General features: G+C 69.2%; 19 protein-coding genes. 14 read left to right on the top strand and 5 right to left on the bottom strand.

Annotated elements, in window-relative coordinates; genetic code table 11:
• Position 1: 1 nt before the first annotated feature.
• Complete coding sequence (locus tag OG975_RS11620) at positions 2-838, bottom strand: aminoglycoside N(3)-acetyltransferase (protein ID WP_406329042.1); 837 nt, start codon at positions 836-838, stop codon at positions 2-4.
• Between the two features lie 161 nt (positions 839-999).
• Between OG975_RS11620 and OG975_RS11615 the strand changes: the two genes are divergently transcribed.
• The 9 genes from OG975_RS11615 (at position 1,000) to OG975_RS11575 (ending at position 8,118) form a co-directional block, all read left to right on the top strand.
• A complete protein-coding gene (locus tag OG975_RS11615) occupies positions 1,000-1,734 on the top strand; it encodes a helix-turn-helix transcriptional regulator (protein ID WP_406329041.1) in 735 nt (244 codons plus the stop codon).
• Positions 1,731-3,155: a Fe-S cluster assembly protein SufB gene (gene sufB / locus OG975_RS11610; protein ID WP_327427833.1), complete on the top strand. Its 1,425-nt coding sequence runs from the start codon at positions 1,731-1,733 to the stop codon at positions 3,153-3,155. Before OG975_RS11615 ends, sufB begins: the two co-directional genes overlap by 4 nt.
• A gap of 60 nt (positions 3,156-3,215) precedes the next feature.
• Positions 3,216-4,397, top strand: a complete 1,182-nt coding sequence (gene sufD / locus OG975_RS11605) for a Fe-S cluster assembly protein SufD (protein WP_406329040.1) — start codon at positions 3,216-3,218, stop codon at positions 4,395-4,397.
• Positions 4,397-4,726, top strand: coding sequence for a bifunctional 3-phenylpropionate/cinnamic acid dioxygenase ferredoxin subunit (locus tag OG975_RS11600; protein WP_124004478.1), 330 nt, complete (start codon positions 4,397-4,399; stop codon positions 4,724-4,726). Before sufD ends, OG975_RS11600 begins: the two co-directional genes overlap by 1 nt.
• Before the next feature lie 7 nt (positions 4,727-4,733).
• Positions 4,734-5,498, top strand: coding sequence for a Fe-S cluster assembly ATPase SufC (gene sufC / locus OG975_RS11595; RefSeq protein WP_406329039.1), 765 nt, complete (start codon positions 4,734-4,736; stop codon positions 5,496-5,498).
• Entirely contained in the window at positions 5,495-6,751 is a 1,257-nt protein-coding gene (locus OG975_RS11590; RefSeq protein ID WP_327427830.1) for a cysteine desulfurase, read from the top strand. The genes sufC and OG975_RS11590 overlap by 4 nt, the downstream gene beginning before the upstream one ends.
• A 14-nt stretch (positions 6,752-6,765) precedes the next feature.
• A complete protein-coding gene (gene sufU / locus OG975_RS11585; protein ID WP_406329038.1) occupies positions 6,766-7,230 on the top strand; it encodes a Fe-S cluster assembly sulfur transfer protein SufU in 465 nt (154 codons plus the stop codon).
• A complete protein-coding gene (locus OG975_RS11580) occupies positions 7,227-7,565 on the top strand; it encodes a metal-sulfur cluster assembly factor (RefSeq protein ID WP_028803403.1) in 339 nt (112 codons plus the stop codon). Before sufU ends, OG975_RS11580 begins: the two co-directional genes overlap by 4 nt.
• A gap of 202 nt (positions 7,566-7,767) precedes the next feature.
• Positions 7,768-8,118: a hypothetical protein gene (locus tag OG975_RS11575; protein ID WP_406329037.1), complete on the top strand. Its 351-nt coding sequence runs from the start codon at positions 7,768-7,770 to the stop codon at positions 8,116-8,118.
• Between the two features lie 63 nt (positions 8,119-8,181).
• On the opposite strand, the gene OG975_RS11570 is transcribed toward OG975_RS11575, so the two are convergent.
• Positions 8,182-9,129 carry an AbfB domain-containing protein gene (locus tag OG975_RS11570; protein ID WP_406329036.1) on the bottom strand — a complete coding sequence of 316 codons (948 nt, stop codon included), beginning with the start codon at positions 9,127-9,129 and terminating at the stop codon, positions 8,182-8,184.
• Between the two features lie 349 nt (positions 9,130-9,478).
• On the opposite strand from OG975_RS11570, the gene OG975_RS11565 reads away from it, so the two are divergent.
• Positions 9,479-10,483, top strand: coding sequence for a sulfotransferase family protein (locus tag OG975_RS11565; protein ID WP_406329035.1), 1,005 nt, complete (start codon positions 9,479-9,481; stop codon positions 10,481-10,483).
• A 60-nt stretch (positions 10,484-10,543) separates the two neighbouring features.
• Here OG975_RS11565 and OG975_RS11560 read toward each other — a convergent pair whose 3' ends face one another.
• Complete coding sequence (locus tag OG975_RS11560) at positions 10,544-12,343, bottom strand: endonuclease/exonuclease/phosphatase family protein (RefSeq protein ID WP_406329034.1); 1,800 nt, start codon at positions 12,341-12,343, stop codon at positions 10,544-10,546.
• 282 nt (positions 12,344-12,625) lie between these two features.
• Positions 12,626-13,729 (bottom strand): hypothetical protein, encoded by a 1,104-nt coding sequence (locus tag OG975_RS11555; RefSeq protein WP_406329033.1) that lies wholly within the window; start codon positions 13,727-13,729, stop codon positions 12,626-12,628.
• Between the two features lie 147 nt (positions 13,730-13,876).
• Here OG975_RS11555 and OG975_RS11550 point away from each other — a divergent pair, with 147 nt between their 5' ends.
• From OG975_RS11550 to OG975_RS11535, 4 genes are all read left to right on the top strand, one after another.
• Positions 13,877-14,197 carry a multidrug efflux SMR transporter gene (locus OG975_RS11550; RefSeq protein ID WP_330303719.1) on the top strand — a complete coding sequence of 107 codons (321 nt, stop codon included), beginning with the start codon at positions 13,877-13,879 and terminating at the stop codon, positions 14,195-14,197.
• The gene (locus tag OG975_RS11545; protein WP_406329032.1) at positions 14,197-14,733 is read left to right on the top strand and encodes a TetR/AcrR family transcriptional regulator; all 537 of its coding nucleotides are present in this window, start codon (positions 14,197-14,199) and stop codon (positions 14,731-14,733) included. Before OG975_RS11550 ends, OG975_RS11545 begins: the two co-directional genes overlap by 1 nt.
• A gap of 131 nt (positions 14,734-14,864) precedes the next feature.
• Complete coding sequence (dapD, locus tag OG975_RS11540) at positions 14,865-15,854, top strand: 2,3,4,5-tetrahydropyridine-2,6-dicarboxylate N-succinyltransferase (RefSeq protein WP_327427822.1); 990 nt, start codon at positions 14,865-14,867, stop codon at positions 15,852-15,854.
• 276 nt (positions 15,855-16,130) lie between these two features.
• Positions 16,131-18,035 carry a M48 family metalloprotease gene (locus OG975_RS11535; protein WP_406329031.1) on the top strand — a complete coding sequence of 635 codons (1,905 nt, stop codon included), beginning with the start codon at positions 16,131-16,133 and terminating at the stop codon, positions 18,033-18,035.
• Here the strand turns inward: OG975_RS11535 and OG975_RS11530 are convergent.
• Positions 18,017-18,526, bottom strand: a complete 510-nt coding sequence (locus OG975_RS11530) for a hypothetical protein (protein ID WP_406329030.1) — start codon at positions 18,524-18,526, stop codon at positions 18,017-18,019. The genes OG975_RS11535 and OG975_RS11530 overlap by 19 nt on opposite strands.
• Positions 18,527-18,634 lie beyond the last annotated feature (108 nt).

The raw sequence follows: 18,634 nt of genomic DNA, 5'->3' as shown, positions 1-18,634 counted from the left end.
TCTAAGGACGTCGTCGAGGTCCGGGGCCGCCGGGGGCCGCATCCACGTACTGGTCCCGTGGCCGGTGCAGCGCCAGCCAGCGCTCCGCGTACGCCACCGCGTCGGCCACCGGGAACAGCCGTGCGTCGGCCGCGCCCACCTTGCCCCGTACGACGGGACGGTCCCGCTCGAAGTCGGAGCCGAGCTCGTCGAAGAGGTCGGACGTGATCGACACCTCACGCACCACCTCCCAGCCCGTCGGGGAGGGGCGTCCCACCTCGACGACGGGCGACGGAACGCGGTACTCGGCCAGGTGGAAGCTCGTGCACGTGTCGTAGCCGGCGCCGAGCAGCAGGATCCGGGCGCCGTCGGCCTCCAGGCGGGCCAGCGGGCTGCGCTCGCCGAGCCGGCAGTCGGGCGCGTGGCCCTCGATGACCGCCGCCGCGCGCGGGCCGAGTGCCGCGAACGAGGTCTCCGGGTGCGCGCTGCGCAGGGCGCCGGGCCAGTTCCGTACGGTCTCCGGAATCACGCCGACCCCCCGGGAGGGCGTCACACGGGGGTCGTACGCGGGCATCGTGGCCCGGATGGTCGACCACCACTCCTCGGGTACGGGCGGGTTGCTCCACAGTGCCGGATCGGAGAGGTCGCCGGACTGGGTCGGGACCACCAGAGTGCCGTTGGGGCCCAGGGCGTCGAGCATTCCCTGGACGACGGCGACGGGGCCGCCGTTGACCCAGCCGAGGGCGCTGAGGGAGGAGTGCACAAGAAGCGTTTCTCCTGGCTGTACGCCCAGCGAGAGAAGGTGTGCGGCGACGGTGTCCCGAGTGACGAGTGGGCCGGTCGGAGGGGGTGTCGGCATGGTTCGGCAGTTTCCCCGAGAGCCCGGCGGCGCGCCACCCAATTGATCGATCAAAGATCATTTCCGCAGGTCACCTTAGGTATACCTAAGTGATGCACGGCACCGTCCACCCCTCAGGACGCCGCTTGTCAGGCTCTGAGGAATTACGCAACAATGGCGTTGTGAAAAACGTTCGCGAGGCTCGGGAGACCCCCACGGGGACCCCGCAGGAGGAGCTCACGACCGGGGAGCGCTCGACGCGCAACCGGGTCGCGCGGTCCATCCTGGACCACGGCCCCTCGACCGTCACCGACCTCGCGGGACGACTGGGCCTGACCCCGGCCGCCGTACGCCGTCATCTCGACGTACTCGTCGCCGACGACGTCGTGGAAGCACGTGAGCAGCGGGTCTACGGAGCGCGTACGCGCGGCCGTCCCGCCAAGGTGTTCGCCCTGACCGACTGCGGCCGCGACGCCTTCGACCAGTCCTACGACAAGCTCGCCGCGGACGCGCTGCGCTGGATCGCGTCGCGCGAGGGCGGGGACGAGGCCGTCGTCGCCTTCGCCCGCGCCAGGATGGCCACCCAGGCCGACGCGTACCGCAAGGCCGTCGAGGCCGCCGCCCCCGAGGAGCGCACCGAAGCGCTGGCCAAGGCCTTGAGCGCGGACGGGTACGCTGCTACGGCGCGTAACGCACCGGTTGGTGAGCAGCTCTGCCAGCACCACTGCCCGGTCGCCCATGTCGCCGAGCAGTTCCCGCAACTGTGCGAGGCGGAGACCGAGATCTTCTCTCAGCTGCTCGGCACCCATGTCCAGCGACTGGCCACCATCGCCCACGGCGATGGCGTATGCACCACGTTTATCCCCAAGACCACACATAACGCATCTGCAAGCACCGCCGGGAGGAACCCCGCATGACGCTCCCCATCGAGGAGACTGCCCACCCTGAGCTCGAGGGTCTGGGCACGTACGAATACGGCTGGGCCGACTCCGACGTGGCCGGTGCCTCTGCCAAGCGCGGTATCAACGAGGACGTCGTCCGCGACATCTCCGGGAAGAAGTCCGAGCCGGAGTGGATGACCAAGCTCCGCCTCAAGGGCCTGCGCCTTTTCGAGAAGAAGCCCATGCCGAACTGGGGCTCGGACCTGTCGGGCATCGACTTCGACAACATCAAGTACTTCGTGCGCTCCACGGAGAAGCAGGCGGAGTCCTGGGAGGACCTGCCCGAGGACATCAAGAACACGTACGACAAGCTCGGCATCCCGGAGGCGGAGAAGCAGCGCCTCGTCGCCGGTGTCGCGGCCCAGTACGAGTCCGAGGTCGTCTACCACCAGATCCGCGAGGACCTGGAGGAGCAGGGCGTCATCTTCCTGGACACCGACACCGCTCTGAAGGAGCACCCGGAGCTCTTCAAGGAGTACTTCGGCACGGTCATCCCGGTCGGCGACAACAAGTTCGCGTCGCTGAACACCGCAGTGTGGTCCGGCGGCTCCTTCATCTACGTGCCGAAGGGCGTGCACGTCGAGATCCCGCTCCAGGCCTACTTCCGTATCAACACGGAGAACATGGGTCAGTTCGAGCGGACGCTGATCATCGTCGACGAGGGTGCCTACGTGCACTACGTCGAGGGTTGTACGGCCCCGATCTACAAGTCGGACTCCCTGCACTCCGCGGTCGTCGAGATCATCGTGAAGAAGGGCGCCCGCTGCCGCTACACGACCATCCAGAACTGGTCGAACAACGTCTACAACCTGGTCACCAAGCGCGCCGTGGCGTACGAGGGCGCGACCATGGAGTGGATCGACGGCAACATCGGTTCCAAGGTCACCATGAAGTACCCGGCCGTCTACCTGATGGGCGAGCACGCCAAGGGCGAGACCCTCTCCATCGCCTTCGCGGGCGAGGGTCAGCACCAGGACGCCGGCTCCAAGATGGTCCACATGGCGCCGAACACGTCGTCGAACATCGTGTCGAAGTCCGTGGCGCGCGGTGGCGGCCGTACGTCCTACCGCGGTCTCGTCGAGATCGGCGAGGGCGCCCACGGCTCCAAGTCGAACGTGCTGTGCGACGCGCTGCTCGTCGACACCATCTCCCGCTCCGACACGTACCCGTACGTCGACGTCCGCGAGGACGACGTGTCCATGGGCCACGAGGCGACCGTCTCCAAGGTCAGCGACGACCAGCTCTTCTACCTGATGAGCCGGGGCATGACCGAGTTCGAGGCGATGGCGATGATCGTGCGCGGCTTCGTCGAGCCGATCGCCAAGGAGCTGCCCATGGAGTACGCCCTTGAGCTCAACCGGCTGATCGAGCTGCAGATGGAAGGCGCGGTCGGCTAAGCCCCGCCCTCCGGAACCAGCTAGCGAATTCTGACGTAGGAAGAGAGCAGACCGACAGCCATGGCTGAGGCTCAGAACATTCCGGTGGGGTCCACCACCGCCGGCCAGATCGCGGTGGCCGCCGAGTCGACCGTCGCCACGCGCATGAGCGCGCCCCCGTCCTTCGACGTGGCGGACTTCCCGGTCCCCCACGGCCGCGAGGAGGAGTGGCGGTTCACCCCGCTGGAGCGCCTGCGCGGGCTGCACGACGGCACCGCGGTCGCCACCGGCGACGGCGTGAAGGTCGGCATCGAGGCGCCCGAGGGCGTCATCGTGGAGACCGTCGGCCGTGACGACGCCCGGCTCGGCAAGGCCGGTACCCCGGTGGACCGCATCGCCGCCCAGGCGTACTCGGCGTTCGAGAAGGCCGGTGTCGTCACCGTCCCCAAGGAGACGGTGCTCACCGAGCCGATCCGTATCGCCGTGCACGGCGAGGGCGGGGTCGCCTACGGCCACCAGGTCGTGGAGCTCGGAGCCTTCGCCGAGGCCGTCGTCGTCATCGACCACACCGGTGACGCCGTGCTCGCCGCCAACGTCGACTACATCCTGGGCGACGGCGCCAAGCTCACCGTCGTCTCCGTCCAGGACTGGGACGACAAGGCCGTGCACGTGGGCCAGCACAACGCGCTGATCGGCCGCGACGCCACCTTCAAGTCGTTCGTGGTCACCTTCGGCGGCGACCTCGTACGCCTCCACCCGCGCGTCGCCTACGCCGGCACCGGTGGCGAGGCCGAGCTCTTCGGCCTGTACTTCACGGACGCGGGCCAGCACCAGGAGCACCGCCTCCTCGTCGACCACAACACCCCGCACTGCAAGTCGAACGTCGCCTACAAGGGCGCGCTCCAGGGCGAGGGCGCGCACGCGGTGTGGATCGGCGACGTCCTCATCGAGGCCAAGGCCGAGGGCACGGACACGTACGAGATGAACCGCAACCTGGTTCTGACCGACGGCGCCCGCGTCGACTCCGTGCCGAACCTGGAGATCGAGACCGGCGAGATCGTCGGCGCCGGACACGCCTCCGCGACCGGCCGCTTCGACGACGAGCAGCTCTTCTACCTGATGGCCCGCGGCATCCCCGCCGGCGAGGCCCGCCGTCTGGTGGTCCGCGGCTTCTTCGCCGAGCTGGTCCAGCAGATCGGCGTCGACGACATCGAAGAGCGCCTTCTCGTGAAGATCGACGAGGAGCTGGAGGCGTCGGTCTGATGACTGCCTCTTCGACGTTCCTACGCGCCTGTGGGCTGAGCGAGCTGGAGGAGGACACCCCGAAGCGGGTGGAACTCGACGGCACGCCGGTCTCGGTCGTGAAGACCGAGGGGGAGGTGTTCGCGATCAACGACATCTGCTCGCACGCGAACGTCTCGCTCTCCGAGGGCGAGGTGGAGGACTGCCAGATCGAGTGCTGGCTGCACGGCTCCGCGTTCGACCTCCGCACCGGCAAGCCGTCCGGCCTTCCCGCGACGCGCCCCGTCCCCGTATACCCCGTAAAGATCGAAGGGGACGACGTACTCGTCTCCCTCACCCAGGAGTCCTGAGGAACCCATGGCAACGCTTGAAATCCACGACCTGCACGTCACCGTCGAGGCCGACAACGCCACGAAGGAGATCCTCAAGGGCGTCGACCTGACCGTGAAGCAGGGCGAGACGCACGCCATCATGGGCCCCAACGGCTCCGGCAAGTCGACCCTCGCCTACTCGCTCGCGGGCCACCCGAAGTACACGATCACCGGCGGCACCGTCACCCTCGACGGCGAGAACGTCCTGGAGATGTCCGTCGACGAGCGCGCCCGCGCGGGCCTGTTCCTGGCGATGCAGTACCCGGTCGAGGTCCCCGGCGTCTCGGTCTCCAACTTCCTGCGTACGTCCGCCACGGCGATCCGCGGCGAGGCCCCCAAGCTGCGTACCTGGGTCAAGGAGGTCAAGGAGACCATGGAGCGCCTCTCCATGGACCCCTCCTTCGCCGAGCGCAATGTGAACGAGGGCTTCTCCGGCGGTGAGAAGAAGCGCCACGAGATCCTTCAGCTGGAGCTCCTCAAGCCGAAGATCGCGATCCTCGACGAGACCGACTCCGGCCTGGACGTCGACGCCCTGCGCATCGTCTCCGAGGGTGTCAACCGCGTCCGCGAGAGCGGCGAGGTCGGCACCATGCTGATCACGCACTACACGCGCATCCTGCGCTACATCAAGCCCGACTTCGTCCACGTCTTCTCCGCCGGCCGGATCGTCGAGTCCGGTGGCGCCGAGCTCGCCGACAAGCTGGAGAACGAGGGCTACGAGGCTTACACGAAGGGTGGCGTATCCGCGTGACGCAGCTGCCGGGCCTCCTCGACACCGAGGCGATCCGCAAGGACTTCCCCATCCTGGACCGCCTGGTCCACGACGGTAAGAAGCTTGTGTACCTGGACAACGCGGCGACTTCGCAGAAGCCGCGCCAGGTGCTGGACGCCCTCAGTGGTTACTACGAGCGCTACAACGCCAACGTCCACCGCGGTGTGCATGTGCTCGCCGAGGAGGCCACGGCGCTGTACGAGGGCGCGCGCGACAAGGTCGCCGCGTTCATCAACGCGCCGAGCCGCGACGAGGTGATCTTCACCAAGAACGCCTCCGAGTCGCTCAACCTCGTGGCCAACATGCTCGGCTGGGCCGACGAGCCCTACCGCGTGGACCACGAGACCGAGATCGTCATCACGGAGATGGAGCACCACTCCAACATCGTGCCGTGGCAGCTGCTCTCGCAGCGCACGGGCGCGAAGCTGAAGTGGTTCGGCCTGACCGACGACGGCCGTCTCGACCTCTCGAACATCAACGAGATCATCACGGAGAAGACGAAGATCGTCTCCTTCGTGCTGGTGTCGAACATCCTGGGCACCGTGAACCCGGTCGAGGCGATAGTGCGCCGCGCCCAGGAGGTCGGCGCCCTGGTCCTGATCGACGCCTCGCAGGCCGCGCCGCACATGCCGATGGACGTCCAGGCCCTCCAGGCCGACTTCGTGGCCTTCACCGGCCACAAGATGTGCGGCCCGACGGGCATCGGCGTCCTCTGGGGCCGCCAGGAGCTGCTCGAGGACCTGCCTCCGTTCCTCGGCGGCGGCGAGATGATCGAGACCGTGTCGATGCACTCGTCGACGTACGCCCCGGCACCCCACAAGTTCGAGGCCGGCACCCCGCCGATCGCGCAGGCGGTCGGTCTCGGTGCGGCGATCGACTATCTGACCTCGATCGGCATGGACAAGATCCTCGCCCACGAGCACGCGCTCACCGAGTACGCGGTGAAGCGGCTCCTGGAGGTCCCGGACCTGCGGATCATCGGCCCGACCACGGCCGAGGACCGCGGCGCGGCGATCTCGTTCACGCTGGGTGACATCCACCCGCACGACGTGGGCCAGGTCCTGGACGAGCAGGGCATCGCGGTCCGGGTCGGCCACCACTGCGCCCGCCCGGTCTGCCTGCGCTACGGAATTCCTGCGACCACGCGAGCGTCGTTCTATCTGTACTCCACGCCGGCCGAGATCGACGCTCTGGTCGACGGCCTGGAGCACGTCCGGAATTTCTTCGGCTGAGGAGCGGCTGAGACGTGAAGCTTGATTCGATGTACCAGGAAGTCATCCTGGACCACTACAAGCACCCGCACGGGCGGGGCTTGCGGGATGGCGATGCCGAGGTGCACCACGTCAACCCGACGTGCGGCGACGAGATCACGCTGCGCGTGAAGTACGACGGCGAGCGGATCGCGGACATCTCGTACGAGGGCCAGGGCTGCTCCATCAGCCAGGCCTCGGCCTCCGTGCTCAACGAGCTCCTGGTCGGCAAGGACCTGGCCGAGGGGCAGAAGATCCAGGAGACCTTCCTGGAGCTGATGCAGTCCAAGGGCCGGATCGAGCCCGACGACGCGATGGAGGAGGTGCTGGAGGACGCGGTCGCGTTCGCCGGTGTCTCCAAATACCCGGCCCGGGTGAAGTGCGCTCTCCTGAGCTGGATGGCGTGGAAGGACGCGACGGCCCAGGCTCTGGGCGACAGCGCCGAGAGGAAGACGGCATGAGCGAGAACGAGACCTTGACGACGAAGCCGGCCTCGGAGGAAGAACTCCGCGAGGCGCTGTACGACGTCGTCGACCCCGAACTGGGCATCGACGTCGTCAACCTCGGCCTCATCTACGGCATTCACATCGACGACGCGAACATCGCGACGATCGACATGACCCTGACGTCCGCGGCCTGCCCGCTCACCGACGTCATCGAGGACCAGGCCAAGTCCGCCACGGACGGCCTCGTCAACGAGCTTCGCATCAACTGGGTCTGGATGCCGCCGTGGGGCCCGGACAAGATCACGGACGACGGTCGCGAGCAGCTTCGGGCGCTCGGCTTCAACGTCTGAGTCCTCTGCACTGCCCGTGGGGCCCCGGTGCTGTGTGCACCGGGGCCCCACGTCGTCGTCGGCGCCCCGTGAGGCCATCCGTGCGGGTGAATGCGTGAACGATTCCGCTTACTGCATTCGAGTGGTCGGCGTATCTGGCGTGAGGTCGCATGGGAGACGGTGGTCGGGTTCGAACTCCACCTGAGGGAAACGGATTTCTCCCATGCGTCTTCGTCATTCCGTCGCCGCCGCCCTCGGCGCACTCGCGCTCGTCGTCACGCTGCCCGCCTCGGCCAGTGCCGCGACAGGCCAGTTCTCGTACCAGTACGTCGGACTGGACGGCCGGCCGCAGTCGGCCACGCTGCACGACCCGCCGAGCGGTGAGTGCGTCACGCTCGCCGAGGTCGCGGACCCGGACGCCTCCGAGCCCGCCTTCGCCCCGCACAACGACACCGACGAATACGCCCTGGTGTTCACCGAGCCCGACTGCACGGGCGACTCCTGGACCCTGCGCCCGCACGGCCGCCCGGCCACGGACCGGCTCAAGCTCCGCTCGGTGTACTTCACACGCTGATCCTGCGGGGGCGGGGCCTTCGAGGGTTTCCGGCTCGTCCGAGGGCCGGTGAACCCTCGGGGCTCAGTCCCAGCCCTTGACCACACGAAACGCCGAGTCCGCGCGATAGAGCGTGCTGTTCTCGTACGCGTCCAGGCGGAGCTGGAAGTTGCGGTGGCGCAGATAGCGGCCCGGGTAGTTGACCGACTCCAGCATGACGGCGCCGGAGTACGACGACGTCCGGGGGCAGAAGGTGGCGTCCTTCTCGAAGAGGTCGGAGCCGTCGTCGCGGTCGGCGCGCAGGAAGAAGTTGCGGTGGCGGAGGTAGGTACCGTCGGTGGTGGCGAACGAGTAGCAGGAGGAGTTCGCGAGCCCCTCGACCAGCTTGAAGCTGGCGTCCTGCTTGGTCGTGGCCGAACTGCCCGAACCCACCGGATCGAGCCGGACGGCGCCGTCGCTCACGTGCCAGTAACGGTCGGGGTAGTTGGCCGACTGGATCGACTTCAGCGAGGAAGTCGGCTTGGAGGAGGGGGACTTGCTGGACGAGGCGGGCTTCGACTGTCCGGAGGCGGGCTGGGCGTCGGAACCCTGTCCCGAGGGCTTGGGCGAGGCGGAACCCCGTGAGGCGGTGGCGGAGGGGGAGGACTGCGGCGAGGACAAGGCGTTCTTGCCGGCCGGGGCCACGGTCGAGCCGGTGGTCCCGGCGGAGGCACCGGGCGGGAACAGGAGGCCCGTGTCGGAGGTGGTCTCGTTCGCCCGGTTCTGTGATGAGTCGTCAGAACCGTTGTCCTGTAGGGCGATTGCGGTCGCCGTGGCGATGAGTACCGCCACGGCCAGCCCGCCGGCCAGCCAGAGCCGCCGTGTCCCGGGCAGCCGGCCCTCGTCCGTGACCCGTCCGGTCTCCCACGGCGCCGGGGGTTCGGGGTCGAGATCCGTCTGCACGGGGTAGGGCGTGCCGTGCGGCCTGGGGCGCCAGGGCTCCAGCTCCGTGGAGTGAGCGGGCTGGTCGGGCCCAGGGGTTATTTCTGGCATGCGCGTTCCTCCAGCGTCGCCCGTGGCGATCGCGGATTCGTCGGCTGGTCGCGGTAACAAGAGATCTACTGGTCTCAGCACAAGTGGGGGGCGCGGGCGCTCGGAACGGCGGTAGCCGTGGAGGCCATGTGCGCGACTGGTGAAACAGTAGTGGACACGGTGACGTCCGAGCAGCCGTTTCCCTCAGTGATCCCTCAGTGATATCCCAGTGATGCCTGATCGATTCCGCGGTGATCCATGGGAAGTCCACAGGAACTCGGTGCCGGTCCGGCTCGGGGTGCGGCGCGTTCACACGGCATTCTCAGCGTGATCCCAGTCCGGCCTCATCGGGTCGCGGCAGCGTGGAACCGTGTCTGACTCCCTGCGCCCCGTCTTCGTTCTCGGCTGTCCCCGCTCCGGGACCACACTGCTGCAGCTGATGCTGCACGCGCATCCACGGATCGCGCTGCCGCCCGAGACGCGGTTCGTGCTGCCCGCCTACGAGGGGCGGCTGGGCTTCGGCGATCTGAAGGAGCGCGGCAACCGGGCCGGGCTCGCGCAGTGGATCACCGGGCGCAAGGAGACGCGGTTCCATGAGCTCGGGGTGGACCCCGGGCGCGTGGCCGAGCGGATCACCGAGGGGCCACCCACGCTCGGATCGGCGCTGGGGATCGCGCTCCAGGCGTACGCAGAGGAGCACGGGAAGGTCCGGTGGGGGGACAAGCGGCCCGCGTACGCGCTGCACGTGGCGGAGATCCTGCGGCTCTTCCCCGACGCCCAGTTCATCCATCTCGTACGGGACGGACGGGACTGTGTCGCCTCGCTGCTCGGCATGCCCTGGTGGCATCGCGGCTTCCACGAGGCCGTGGCCACCTGGTCGCAGGTCATGGACACCACGCGCAAGTACGCCCGCAGGCTGGGATCCGGCAGCTGGCACGAACTGCGCTTCGAGGACCTGGTGGCCGACCCCGAGGGCCAACTGCGCGGTGTGTGCGGGTTCTTGGGGGAGGAGTACGTCCCCGAGATGAGCGAGCCGTACCGGGTGGCCGAGGTGGCCGTGCCCGCACGGAAGACCTGGCACCGGCGCACCCACGGCGCGGTGGACACCTCAAGGGTGGGGAACTGGGCCACTCGGCTGACGCCCACTCAGATCGCCCTGTGCGACGACGTGTTGGGCGACAGGCTCACCTCGTACGGCTATGAACTGGCCGGAGCCGTCCGCCCCGACCCCGCCGAACTGCTGCGCTATCGGCGCGTGGAGGTCCTGCGACGGGCCGCCCACGCCAAGCGGCGGATGCTCGACCGCTTGGCGCGAGTGCGTGAACCGGGGCCCGTGGCCAGCCAGTTGATGACCACGTCCGAGTTCAGGGCCTAGGGTCTGCCCGGCCGGCCCGTCGGACGGACCCGTCGGACGGCCCCTGGGCCCGGCCGTTCGCTACGGAGTGATCCGGACGACCTGCGGGTCGTGGTCGCTGGTCTGGTCCGAGAACTCGCTGTTGATGTGGACGATGTCATAGTCGTACGACGTGATCGCGGAGCTGACCAGGGTGTGGTCGAGGGCCCCCGAGTTGCCGTCGTAGACGTACGTGTACTGCTGCGACGCCGGCAGGGTGTCCACCAGGTCGGTCAGTACGCCGCCCTCAAGGGTCGTGGCGGTGGTCGAGAACTGGTAGTCGTTCAGGTCGCCGAGGACGATCACCTTCGCCGAGGACTGGACCGCGAGGATCGAGTCGACGAAGGAGTTGACGGCCGCGGCCTGCGCGGTGCGCTGGGTCTCCGAGGAGCGGGTCGGGGCCTGGTACTGGCTGTGCAGCGAGTAGTCGCCGCCCTTGGAGACGAAGTGGTTGGCGATCAGGAAGTATGTCGAGCCGTTGAAGGTGAACTCCGCGGCGAGCGGCTTGCGGCTGGCGTCCCAGGCCAAGTTGGTCGGGTCGATCCGGCCGGGCGAGTACTTCAACTGCGCCGTACCGCTGCTGTTCACCACCGAGTTGGCGGTCGTCGCGGTGCCGCCGGTGAGTGACGTCAGGCCCACGCGCGCGGTGTTGTAGAGGAAGACCTGGCGGATGTTGCCGCCGGTCTCACCGCCGTCGGCGTCGTTGGTCGGGCTGATCTGGGTGTACGAGTACGTCGGACCGCCCGCCGTCTTGATCGCGGCGATCAGTGTGGAGAGCGTGGTGCTCGCGTCGACCGTGCCGTCGTCCGTGGCACCGTTGTTGTCCTGGACCTCCTCCAGGGCCACGATGTCGGGCGACTTGAGGTTGGTCACGATGCCCGAGGCGAGCGCCGTGAACTTCGAGGCGGCGTCGGTCGGGTCGAGGTTCTCCACGTTGTACGTCGCCACCGAGAGCTGGCTCGTCGACTGAGCCGTCGTGGTCTCCTTGGCGATACCGCCCGAGGTCAGCGTGCCGAGCGTGGTGGCCTGGAGGGTGTAGCCGCCGTATGCGATGTAGTCCATGACGCCGGTCGCGCCCGAGAGGGTGTCGCCGACGTTCGCCGTCGGGAAGGTGGACGACAGCAGCGTGCTGATCTGGACACGGCCCGAGTTCTGGCTGCTGTACGAGGAGTACAGCGAGCCGCCGCGCGCCGAAGTCACCTGCGAGGGCTTCACGTTGACCCACAGCTCGCTGTACTCGTCGGTCCGGCCGACCACGGGCGAGCTGCCGACCGAGACGCGCATGCCCTCCAGGGACTCGTAGTAGTCCAGGGCGTACGTCGTCGGGGCCAGGGTGTACGAGTTGATGGAGCCACCGCTGTTGGTGCGCGTGTAGGTGGCGGGGACCGTCGAGTCGCTGATCGTGGTGGCCGAAGGCAGCGTGTTCCCGGTGGAGTTGGTGGTCCAGGTCGCGCTGGAGATCTCGGTGAGCGACTGGCTGCCGCCGTCCGTGTCGGGGTAGTACTCGGAGACCTTGCCGGTGACCGTGACGCTGTTGCCGACCGTCGTGCTCGGCGTCGTCGAACCCTTGTAGACGAAGACCGCGTCACTGGTCGCCGCGTTGCCGTCGCCGCTCGCGCTCTGGATCCAGAAGCCGCGCGAGGAGCCGGTGGAGCGGATCGCGGTGACGATGCCGGTGGTGGTGACCGAGGAGCCGCTGTACGGGGAGACCCGGGTCGAACCCTGGATGGCGGAGATCGTGACGGTGGCCGCCTGCGCGGTCTGAGGGAGGGCGACGAGCGCCCCCGACGCGATGAGAGCGGCGGCCGTCGCGCGGGCGCCGAGCCTGAGCGTTCTGTCCATGTGCGTCCCTTCAACGGGGGGAAGAGCGGGGCGAGTTGGTGCATGGACGTGCTGTTGACCGGTCGCGGAGATTTCTAGGCGCTGGGTGTTACGCGCCGATGTACGGACGGTGTTCTACGCGTGTCGTCTACGCGCGTCAATCGTGTGCGCGGGAATCCGTCGGAAATTTCGGGCGGGACCGCGGGCAAGGCTGTGACCTGGCTGTTCATCGCCTGTGCTGTCGCGTCGCGGTCGCCCGCACCGCGGGGGAGACCGCCGGCGTGGCCGTCTCCCCCTATCGCCTCACTCGTGGGCCGAGTCCGGCGCCGCGGGCGGCGGAGGCGGCGCCGACGCGTGCAGGAGTATGTCCGCGAGCCCCTCCCTGCGGATGCGCTGGTCGATGTAGAGCAGGGTCGAGATCAGGGGCAGGAACACCATGGTGAACAGCTGGGTGACGAAACTTCCGAGCAGCGAGAGCGCCAGGTAGACGCCCGCGTGCGGCAGGCTCTGCGCGAAGACGTCCGCCGCGTCCGAGGCGGGCGGCGACGAGGGGTCGTACGGCTGCGGCGTGGGCATCGCGAACTGCAGCGGGAGCCGGATCGCGAGCGACAGGATCAGCGTCGTCAGACCGCCCAGCAGGGTGATGCCGAAGGTGCGCCACCAAGCGCCGCGCATCAGCCGCACCGAGCGGCGCAGCGCCTGCACGGGTCCCGCCGCCTCCAGTACGACGGCGGCCGGGGCGAAGGAGAACAGGACCCAGAGCCACACGGCCAGCGGCACGGTCAGCAGCATGAGCAGGAAGAAGACGCCGTACGGCAGATCGCTGCCCAGGACCATGGCCAGGAAGAACGACACGAACACTGCGGCGAACAACAGCAGCGGGATCATCAGGATCAGGCCGAGCAGCAGCATCACGCCGAGCACCGACGGGGTACGCGGCCAGGTCCGCCGCCAGATCTGGCCGAGGGTGGCCCGCCGGCCGAGCACGGCGTCGTGCAGGGTCGCCGAACATGAGCCCTGGACGAGGGCGCTCGCGGCCGTCAGGCCCACGAGCGCGAAGACCCACACGGCGCCGAAGGCGAGCAGAACGGGCCGGAAGTCGGCCCAGCGCGGATCACGGGTCGTGTCGTAGATCGCGTGCAGATGATCGCTCACGGCGGCGTACGCGACGGCCGCCGCGCCCGCCATCAGCGCGGCGAGCGCGAGGTTGACCAGCACGGCGAACCCGAACAGCGGCTTCGCGTACCGGCGCATCGTCGCGAAGGCGCCGCCGAAGACGGTGTCCACGCCGAGCGGTGCCAGGGGTATGACACCCGGCTTGGGCGGAGGGGGCGCCGGTGTCCAGCCCCAGCCGCCCGGAGGGCCGCCGTACGGCCCCGATGGTCCCCACCCCGATGTGTCCGACATCGCCCTTGCGCTCCGATGCTCCGGGAGTCCCGTGACTCCAGCCCCCACTGTGATCGCGAACGATATCCGGTGCGCCGGATGGTGCCTACGGGGGTTGTGGGGGGACTTTGTGTACGGGTGTACGTATCGATGTGTACACTCGTACGCATGGGATACGTGCTGCTCGCCGGAGCCATCGCCGCCGAAGTGGGCGCCACCACCGCCATGAAGTACAGCGAGGGCTTCAGCAAGCTGTGGCCGTCGCTGGTGACCTGCCTCGGATACGTCATCGCGTTCGCGCTGCTCGCCCAGACCCTGAAGACCGTCTCGGTCGGCACGGCCTACGCGATCTGGGCCGGCGTCGGCACCGCCGTCATCGCCGCGATCGGCATGATGTTCCTGGGGGAGGGGCTCAACGCGGCCAAGGTCGCCGGGATCGCGCTGATCATCGGCGGGGTCGTGCTGCTGAACCTGGGCGGGGCGCACTGATGGCGCGCCGGTACGACCCCGAGCGGCGGCAGCGGATCATCGACGCGGCGATCCGTGTCGTGGGCGCCAAGGGCCTCGCCGGGCTGAGCCATCGCTCCGTCGCCGCCGAGGCCGATGTGCCGCTCGGCTCCACCACGTACCACTTCAAGACCCTCGACGAACTCATGGTCGCCGCCCTGCGCCAGGCCAACGAGGGATTCGCCAAGGTCCTCGCCGCGCACGGCGCGCTGGAGGACCCCCACGTCGACGTCGCCGCCGAACTTGCCGCCCTGATCGGCGAGTGGCTCGCCGGCGACCGCACGGGCGTCGAGCTGGAGTACGAGCTCTACCTCGCCGCCCTCCGCCGCCCCGCCCTGCGCCCCGTCGCCGCCCAGTGGGTCGAAAGCCTCGTCGACCCCCTCGCCCGGCGCACGGATCCCGTCACCGCCCGGGCGCTCGTCGCCCTGCTGGACGGCATCTGTCTCCAGGTGCTGCTGACGGGGACCTCGTACGACGAGGGGTGCGCACGGGAGGTGCTGGGGCGGGTGATGCGCTGAACCCGCGCGGACCCGGCCGTCCGGTGATTCCGTGGGCCCGCCCGCTCCCCGTGACCAGGTGACCGCCCGGTACCTGAGACGCCCCGCGCACCGGTTCGCCCGGGCGGCCCCCGCCAAGTTAGGTTTTCCCCATGACCGACACGACTGCTACTCGTACCACCGGCGCCGTCGCCGCCGGGCTCGCCACCCTCACCGCCGACGGCACTGTTCTCGACACCTGGTTCCCCGCCCCCGAGCTGTCCGCCGAGCCCGGCCCGGCCGGTACCGAGCGGCTGTCCGCCGAGCGGGCCGTGGAGCTGCTCGGTGAGGGCGCGGCGAAGGCCATCGGCCCTGACGCACGCCGTGGCGTCGAAGTGGTCGCGGTCCGCACGGTCATCGCCTCGCTGGACGACAAGCCGCTCGACGCGCACGACACGTACCTGCGTCTGCACCTGCTCTCGCACCGCCTGGTGCAGCCGCACGGCCAGAGCCTGGACGGCATCTTCGGCCACCTCGCCAACGTCGCCTGGACCTCGCTCGGCCCGGTCGCCGTCGACGACGTCGAGAAGGTCCGGCTGAACGCCCGCGCCGAGGGCCTGCACCTCCAGGTGACGTCCATCGACAAGTTCCCGCGCATGACGGACTACGTGGCGCCCAAGGGCGTCCGTATCGCCGACGCCGACCGGGTCCGCCTCGGCGCGCACCTCGCCGCGGGCACGACCGTCATGCACGAGGGCTTCGTGAACTTCAACGCGGGCACGCTCGGCACGTCGATGGTCGAGGGCCGTATCTCCGCCGGTGTCGTGGTCGGCGACGGTTCCGACATCGGTGGCGGCGCATCCACCATGGGCACCCTCTCCGGTGGCGGCAACGTCCGCATCACCATCGGCGAGCGGTGCCTCATCGGTGCGGAGGCGGGCGTCGGTATCGCGCTCGGCGACGAGTGTGTGGTCGAGGCGGGGCTGTACGTCACCGCCGGTACCCGTGTCACCATGCCGGACGGGCAGATCGTCAAGGCGCGGGAGCTGTCCGGTGCCTCGAACATCCTCTTCCGCCGCAACTCGGTCTCCGGAGCGGTGGAGGCGCGGCCGAACAATGCGGTGTGGGGTGGGCTGAACGAGGTTCTGCACAGCCACAACTGAGGGTCGCAACCGAGGGGTTTGTTCGTCGGCTGCAGGTAGTTCGTGGCTGGTCGCGCCCACGCGGCGGAGCCGCATGTGTCACAGCCCCGCGCCCCTTAAGGGGCGCTCCTGGCCCCCCGGAGTTTCTCGGCGCCCTTCCGTTTCGGCGGGAGGGCGCGCGGCTTTGAGTGTGCTTCGACTGGTGCTGGAATTACGCCTCTTGTGCGACTTCACCGCGGGTTAATGCTGCCACCCTTGCCGTGACCGTCTGTGAGCGGTCGAGGGCTGGTGGTGGGGATGGTTCCGGCGGCTGAACAAGAGGGAGCGGTTGCCGGGGCGCGCGCGTATGTGGCGGGGCTACGGGTTCGGCACCGGGTTCTGCTGGGTGTGCTGATCTGCGTCGCGGTCCTCAACGCCGGGCTCGTCGCTCTGGTCGTGGCCGCGATCACCGGCTCCGAGAAGGCCGGACTCGTGGTGCTCTCGCTCATCGCATTCGTGGTCACGCTCACCTTCGTGGCGGCATCGGCGCGGCTGTCGAGTGCGGTGGCGGGCATGCGGGGCGCGCGAGAGCCGGCCGAGCGGCAGCTGGAGGAGAGCGTCGCTCGTCTCGCGGCGCAGCTCGGGGTGGACGTCCCGCGGGTGCGCGTCATCGACGACGACGCGCACAACGCCTTCGTGGTCGGGTACGGCCGGGGTGCCACCATCGTCTTCACCTCGGGTCTTGTCGAACTGTGCGGTGACGACGACGAGTTGCTGGAGGCAGTCGCCGCGCACGAAGTCTCCGTGACGGCCGCTCGGGGCACCACGCCGACCTGGCTGTCGTACGCCCTGCTGGGCTGGTCGCTGTCCCTCGCCGTGCCCGCCCGGGAGATCGCCGAGCTGCTGCGCATGGTGTCGCGGGGCTTCAGGAAGGGCGACCCGGAGGTGCCGCGCTACGAGGGACAGAGCCAGGCCGACTACATGGTCGACAGTCTGATCCTCGTCATGATCACGAGGGCGATCGGCGTGGTCCTGTGGCTCGCCTCGGTGTGCGTCTTGGTGCTCTTCGGCGTTCCGTGGCTGCTCGCGCGGGTCACCCGGGCGGAGATCGTGGGACGACGTGTGGTCGCCGCCGACGCCGTCGCCGTACAACTGACCAGCGACAAGCCCGCGTTGGTCGAGATACTGACGGAGCTCGGAGTAGTACTCACCACACCGGATCGCGGCGGCCGGCTCGTCGAGGAGCTGTGCTTCGTCGGTCCCCCGCCGCGGCCGGAATCCGAGAAGGAGAACTGGACGCACTGGTTCCCGCCGTATCCGGACATCAAGACGCGTCTCGCGGAGCTCGCCGCATTCGAGCGGGGGCGCTTGCCCGACCGTGTCCCGGTGGCCGGACTCCTGGTGGCCGGGGCCCTGCTCCTCGCTCTGCTGGGCGGGCTCGGCACGCTCGCCGTGCGGCTGCCGTACGACCGGGCTTCCGGGCCGTCCCCGGCGGCCGGAGCGGTGCCCGGAGCCGTGCCGGTGCCCGCGGACTCGGGTACGCCCACCTCGCGTGTGCCCCTCGGACCGGAGAGCGAGCCGGGCTCGAAGGGAGCGTCGGAACCGGGTACCTCCCCGTCCCGGAAGCCCAGCGTCACGTCCTCGGCCTCGTCCTCGCCGTCGCCCTCGACCACCTCGCCTCCGGCCGACGCGCCGCCGGGTGACACGCCCCCCGACGACAACGCACCGCCGCCCGGCAACCCCGGCAACTCGGGCAACCCCGAGGTGAACACGCTGACCGAGGCCCACTGGAACGATTTCTGCTCGCGGCAGTTCGGTGTGGCCGCCCGCTTCGGGCCGGACGCCTACAGCGTCGGATGCGTGGGCATCGACCATGCCTTCAACACGGTGAGCGACGTCTGTGCAGTCGAGTTCCCGGGCGCGTCGCCGAATGTCGACCGGCTCGGCGACTTCCACGATCCGCTGTCCTGGGGCTGTATCGCCCACGCCGACCTTCTCGGGGTGTTCCAGCTCTCCGAGACGGGGCTGGAGCGGCAGACCGGCCGCGATGTCGTCCACCACGCCGACGTCAGCCCCAGCGCGTACGGATACACGTACGCGGACGGCTCACCCATCGCACTCGGCGGGCTCTGCACCAAGACGTACGCCACCTCGGCCGTCGACCGCCTCCTGGACGTGTACAACGCCCACTCCTCCGTGGAGTGCTACCGCTCCGCCGTGTGAGCCGCGGCGAACTCCGCCAGCGCCGTGAAGTCGCCCTCGCGCAGGCCCAGTCGGGGACTCACGTGGTGGAGCAGTGCGGACCCGGGATGGTGGGCGGCGACGTACGCGTCGTCGGCCGGGCTCTGTTCGTCGTCCACCCAGGCGAAGGGGCGGCCCTCGGCGTATGCCACGATCCGTTCCGTCTTCCAGTGCACCCCGTCGGGGCGCTCGGCGAACAGGGCGCCCGTGAAGTCGACGTACGGGAGCTCGGGGAGGCCGATGACCGGGGAGATCCAGAGGTTCGCGGCATCCATCCAGGTGGTGGCCCAGCACAGGTCGTAGCCGAGAGCGAGCAGGGCGCGGCCGTGATCGGGGTGGAGCCAGACGCGCAGGGGCCTGCCGAGGGTCAGGGTCACCCGGATCGTCGTGTAGCCCTCGGGCCGGCGCTCCGGCTGGGCCGCGTACGGGTTGAGGGGGCCGTCGACGTCGAGGAAGAGCAGAGGTCGGCTCACGGGGTCACCGTAAGCGACGTCGAGGGGGACAGGCCGGGAAATAACTTCGGCCCAGAGGCATAGCGGCGGGCGGGCACGCGCGTCACAAGGAGCACAGGGGCGGGCCAC

It is taken from the genome of Streptomyces sp. NBC_00203 (genome assembly GCF_045206325.1).
Classification (GTDB): Bacteria; Actinomycetota; Actinomycetes; order Streptomycetales; family Streptomycetaceae; genus Streptomyces; species Streptomyces lutosisoli.
Note: the sequence above shows the minus strand (reverse complement) of the source record. Positions and strands in the feature narration are given on the sequence as shown.

Bases quoted from the DNA above. Each gene is read 5' to 3' on its own strand.
- OG975_RS11620 (WP_406329042.1), bottom strand. From the start codon at position 838: ATGCCGACACCCCCTCCGACCGGCCCACTCGTCACTCGGGACACCGTC.
- sufB (WP_327427833.1), top strand. From the start codon at position 1,731: ATGACGCTCCCCATCGAGGAGACTGCCCACCCTGAGCTCGAGGGTCTG.
- sufD (WP_406329040.1), top strand. From the start codon at position 3,216: ATGGCTGAGGCTCAGAACATTCCGGTGGGGTCCACCACCGCCGGCCAG.
- OG975_RS11600 (WP_124004478.1), top strand. From the start codon at position 4,397: ATGACTGCCTCTTCGACGTTCCTACGCGCCTGTGGGCTGAGCGAGCTG.
- sufC (WP_406329039.1), top strand. From the start codon at position 4,734: ATGGCAACGCTTGAAATCCACGACCTGCACGTCACCGTCGAGGCCGAC.
- OG975_RS11580 (WP_028803403.1), top strand. From the start codon at position 7,227: ATGAGCGAGAACGAGACCTTGACGACGAAGCCGGCCTCGGAGGAAGAA.
- OG975_RS11575 (WP_406329037.1), top strand. From the start codon at position 7,768: ATGCGTCTTCGTCATTCCGTCGCCGCCGCCCTCGGCGCACTCGCGCTC.
- OG975_RS11570 (WP_406329036.1), bottom strand. From the start codon at position 9,129: ATGCCAGAAATAACCCCTGGGCCCGACCAGCCCGCTCACTCCACGGAG.
- OG975_RS11560 (WP_406329034.1), bottom strand. From the start codon at position 12,343: ATGGACAGAACGCTCAGGCTCGGCGCCCGCGCGACGGCCGCCGCTCTC.
- OG975_RS11555 (WP_406329033.1), bottom strand. From the start codon at position 13,729: ATGTCGGACACATCGGGGTGGGGACCATCGGGGCCGTACGGCGGCCCT.
- OG975_RS11550 (WP_330303719.1), top strand. From the start codon at position 13,877: ATGGGATACGTGCTGCTCGCCGGAGCCATCGCCGCCGAAGTGGGCGCC.
- OG975_RS11545 (WP_406329032.1), top strand. From the start codon at position 14,197: ATGGCGCGCCGGTACGACCCCGAGCGGCGGCAGCGGATCATCGACGCG.
- dapD (WP_327427822.1), top strand. From the start codon at position 14,865: ATGACCGACACGACTGCTACTCGTACCACCGGCGCCGTCGCCGCCGGG.
- OG975_RS11535 (WP_406329031.1), top strand. From the start codon at position 16,131: ATGGTTCCGGCGGCTGAACAAGAGGGAGCGGTTGCCGGGGCGCGCGCG.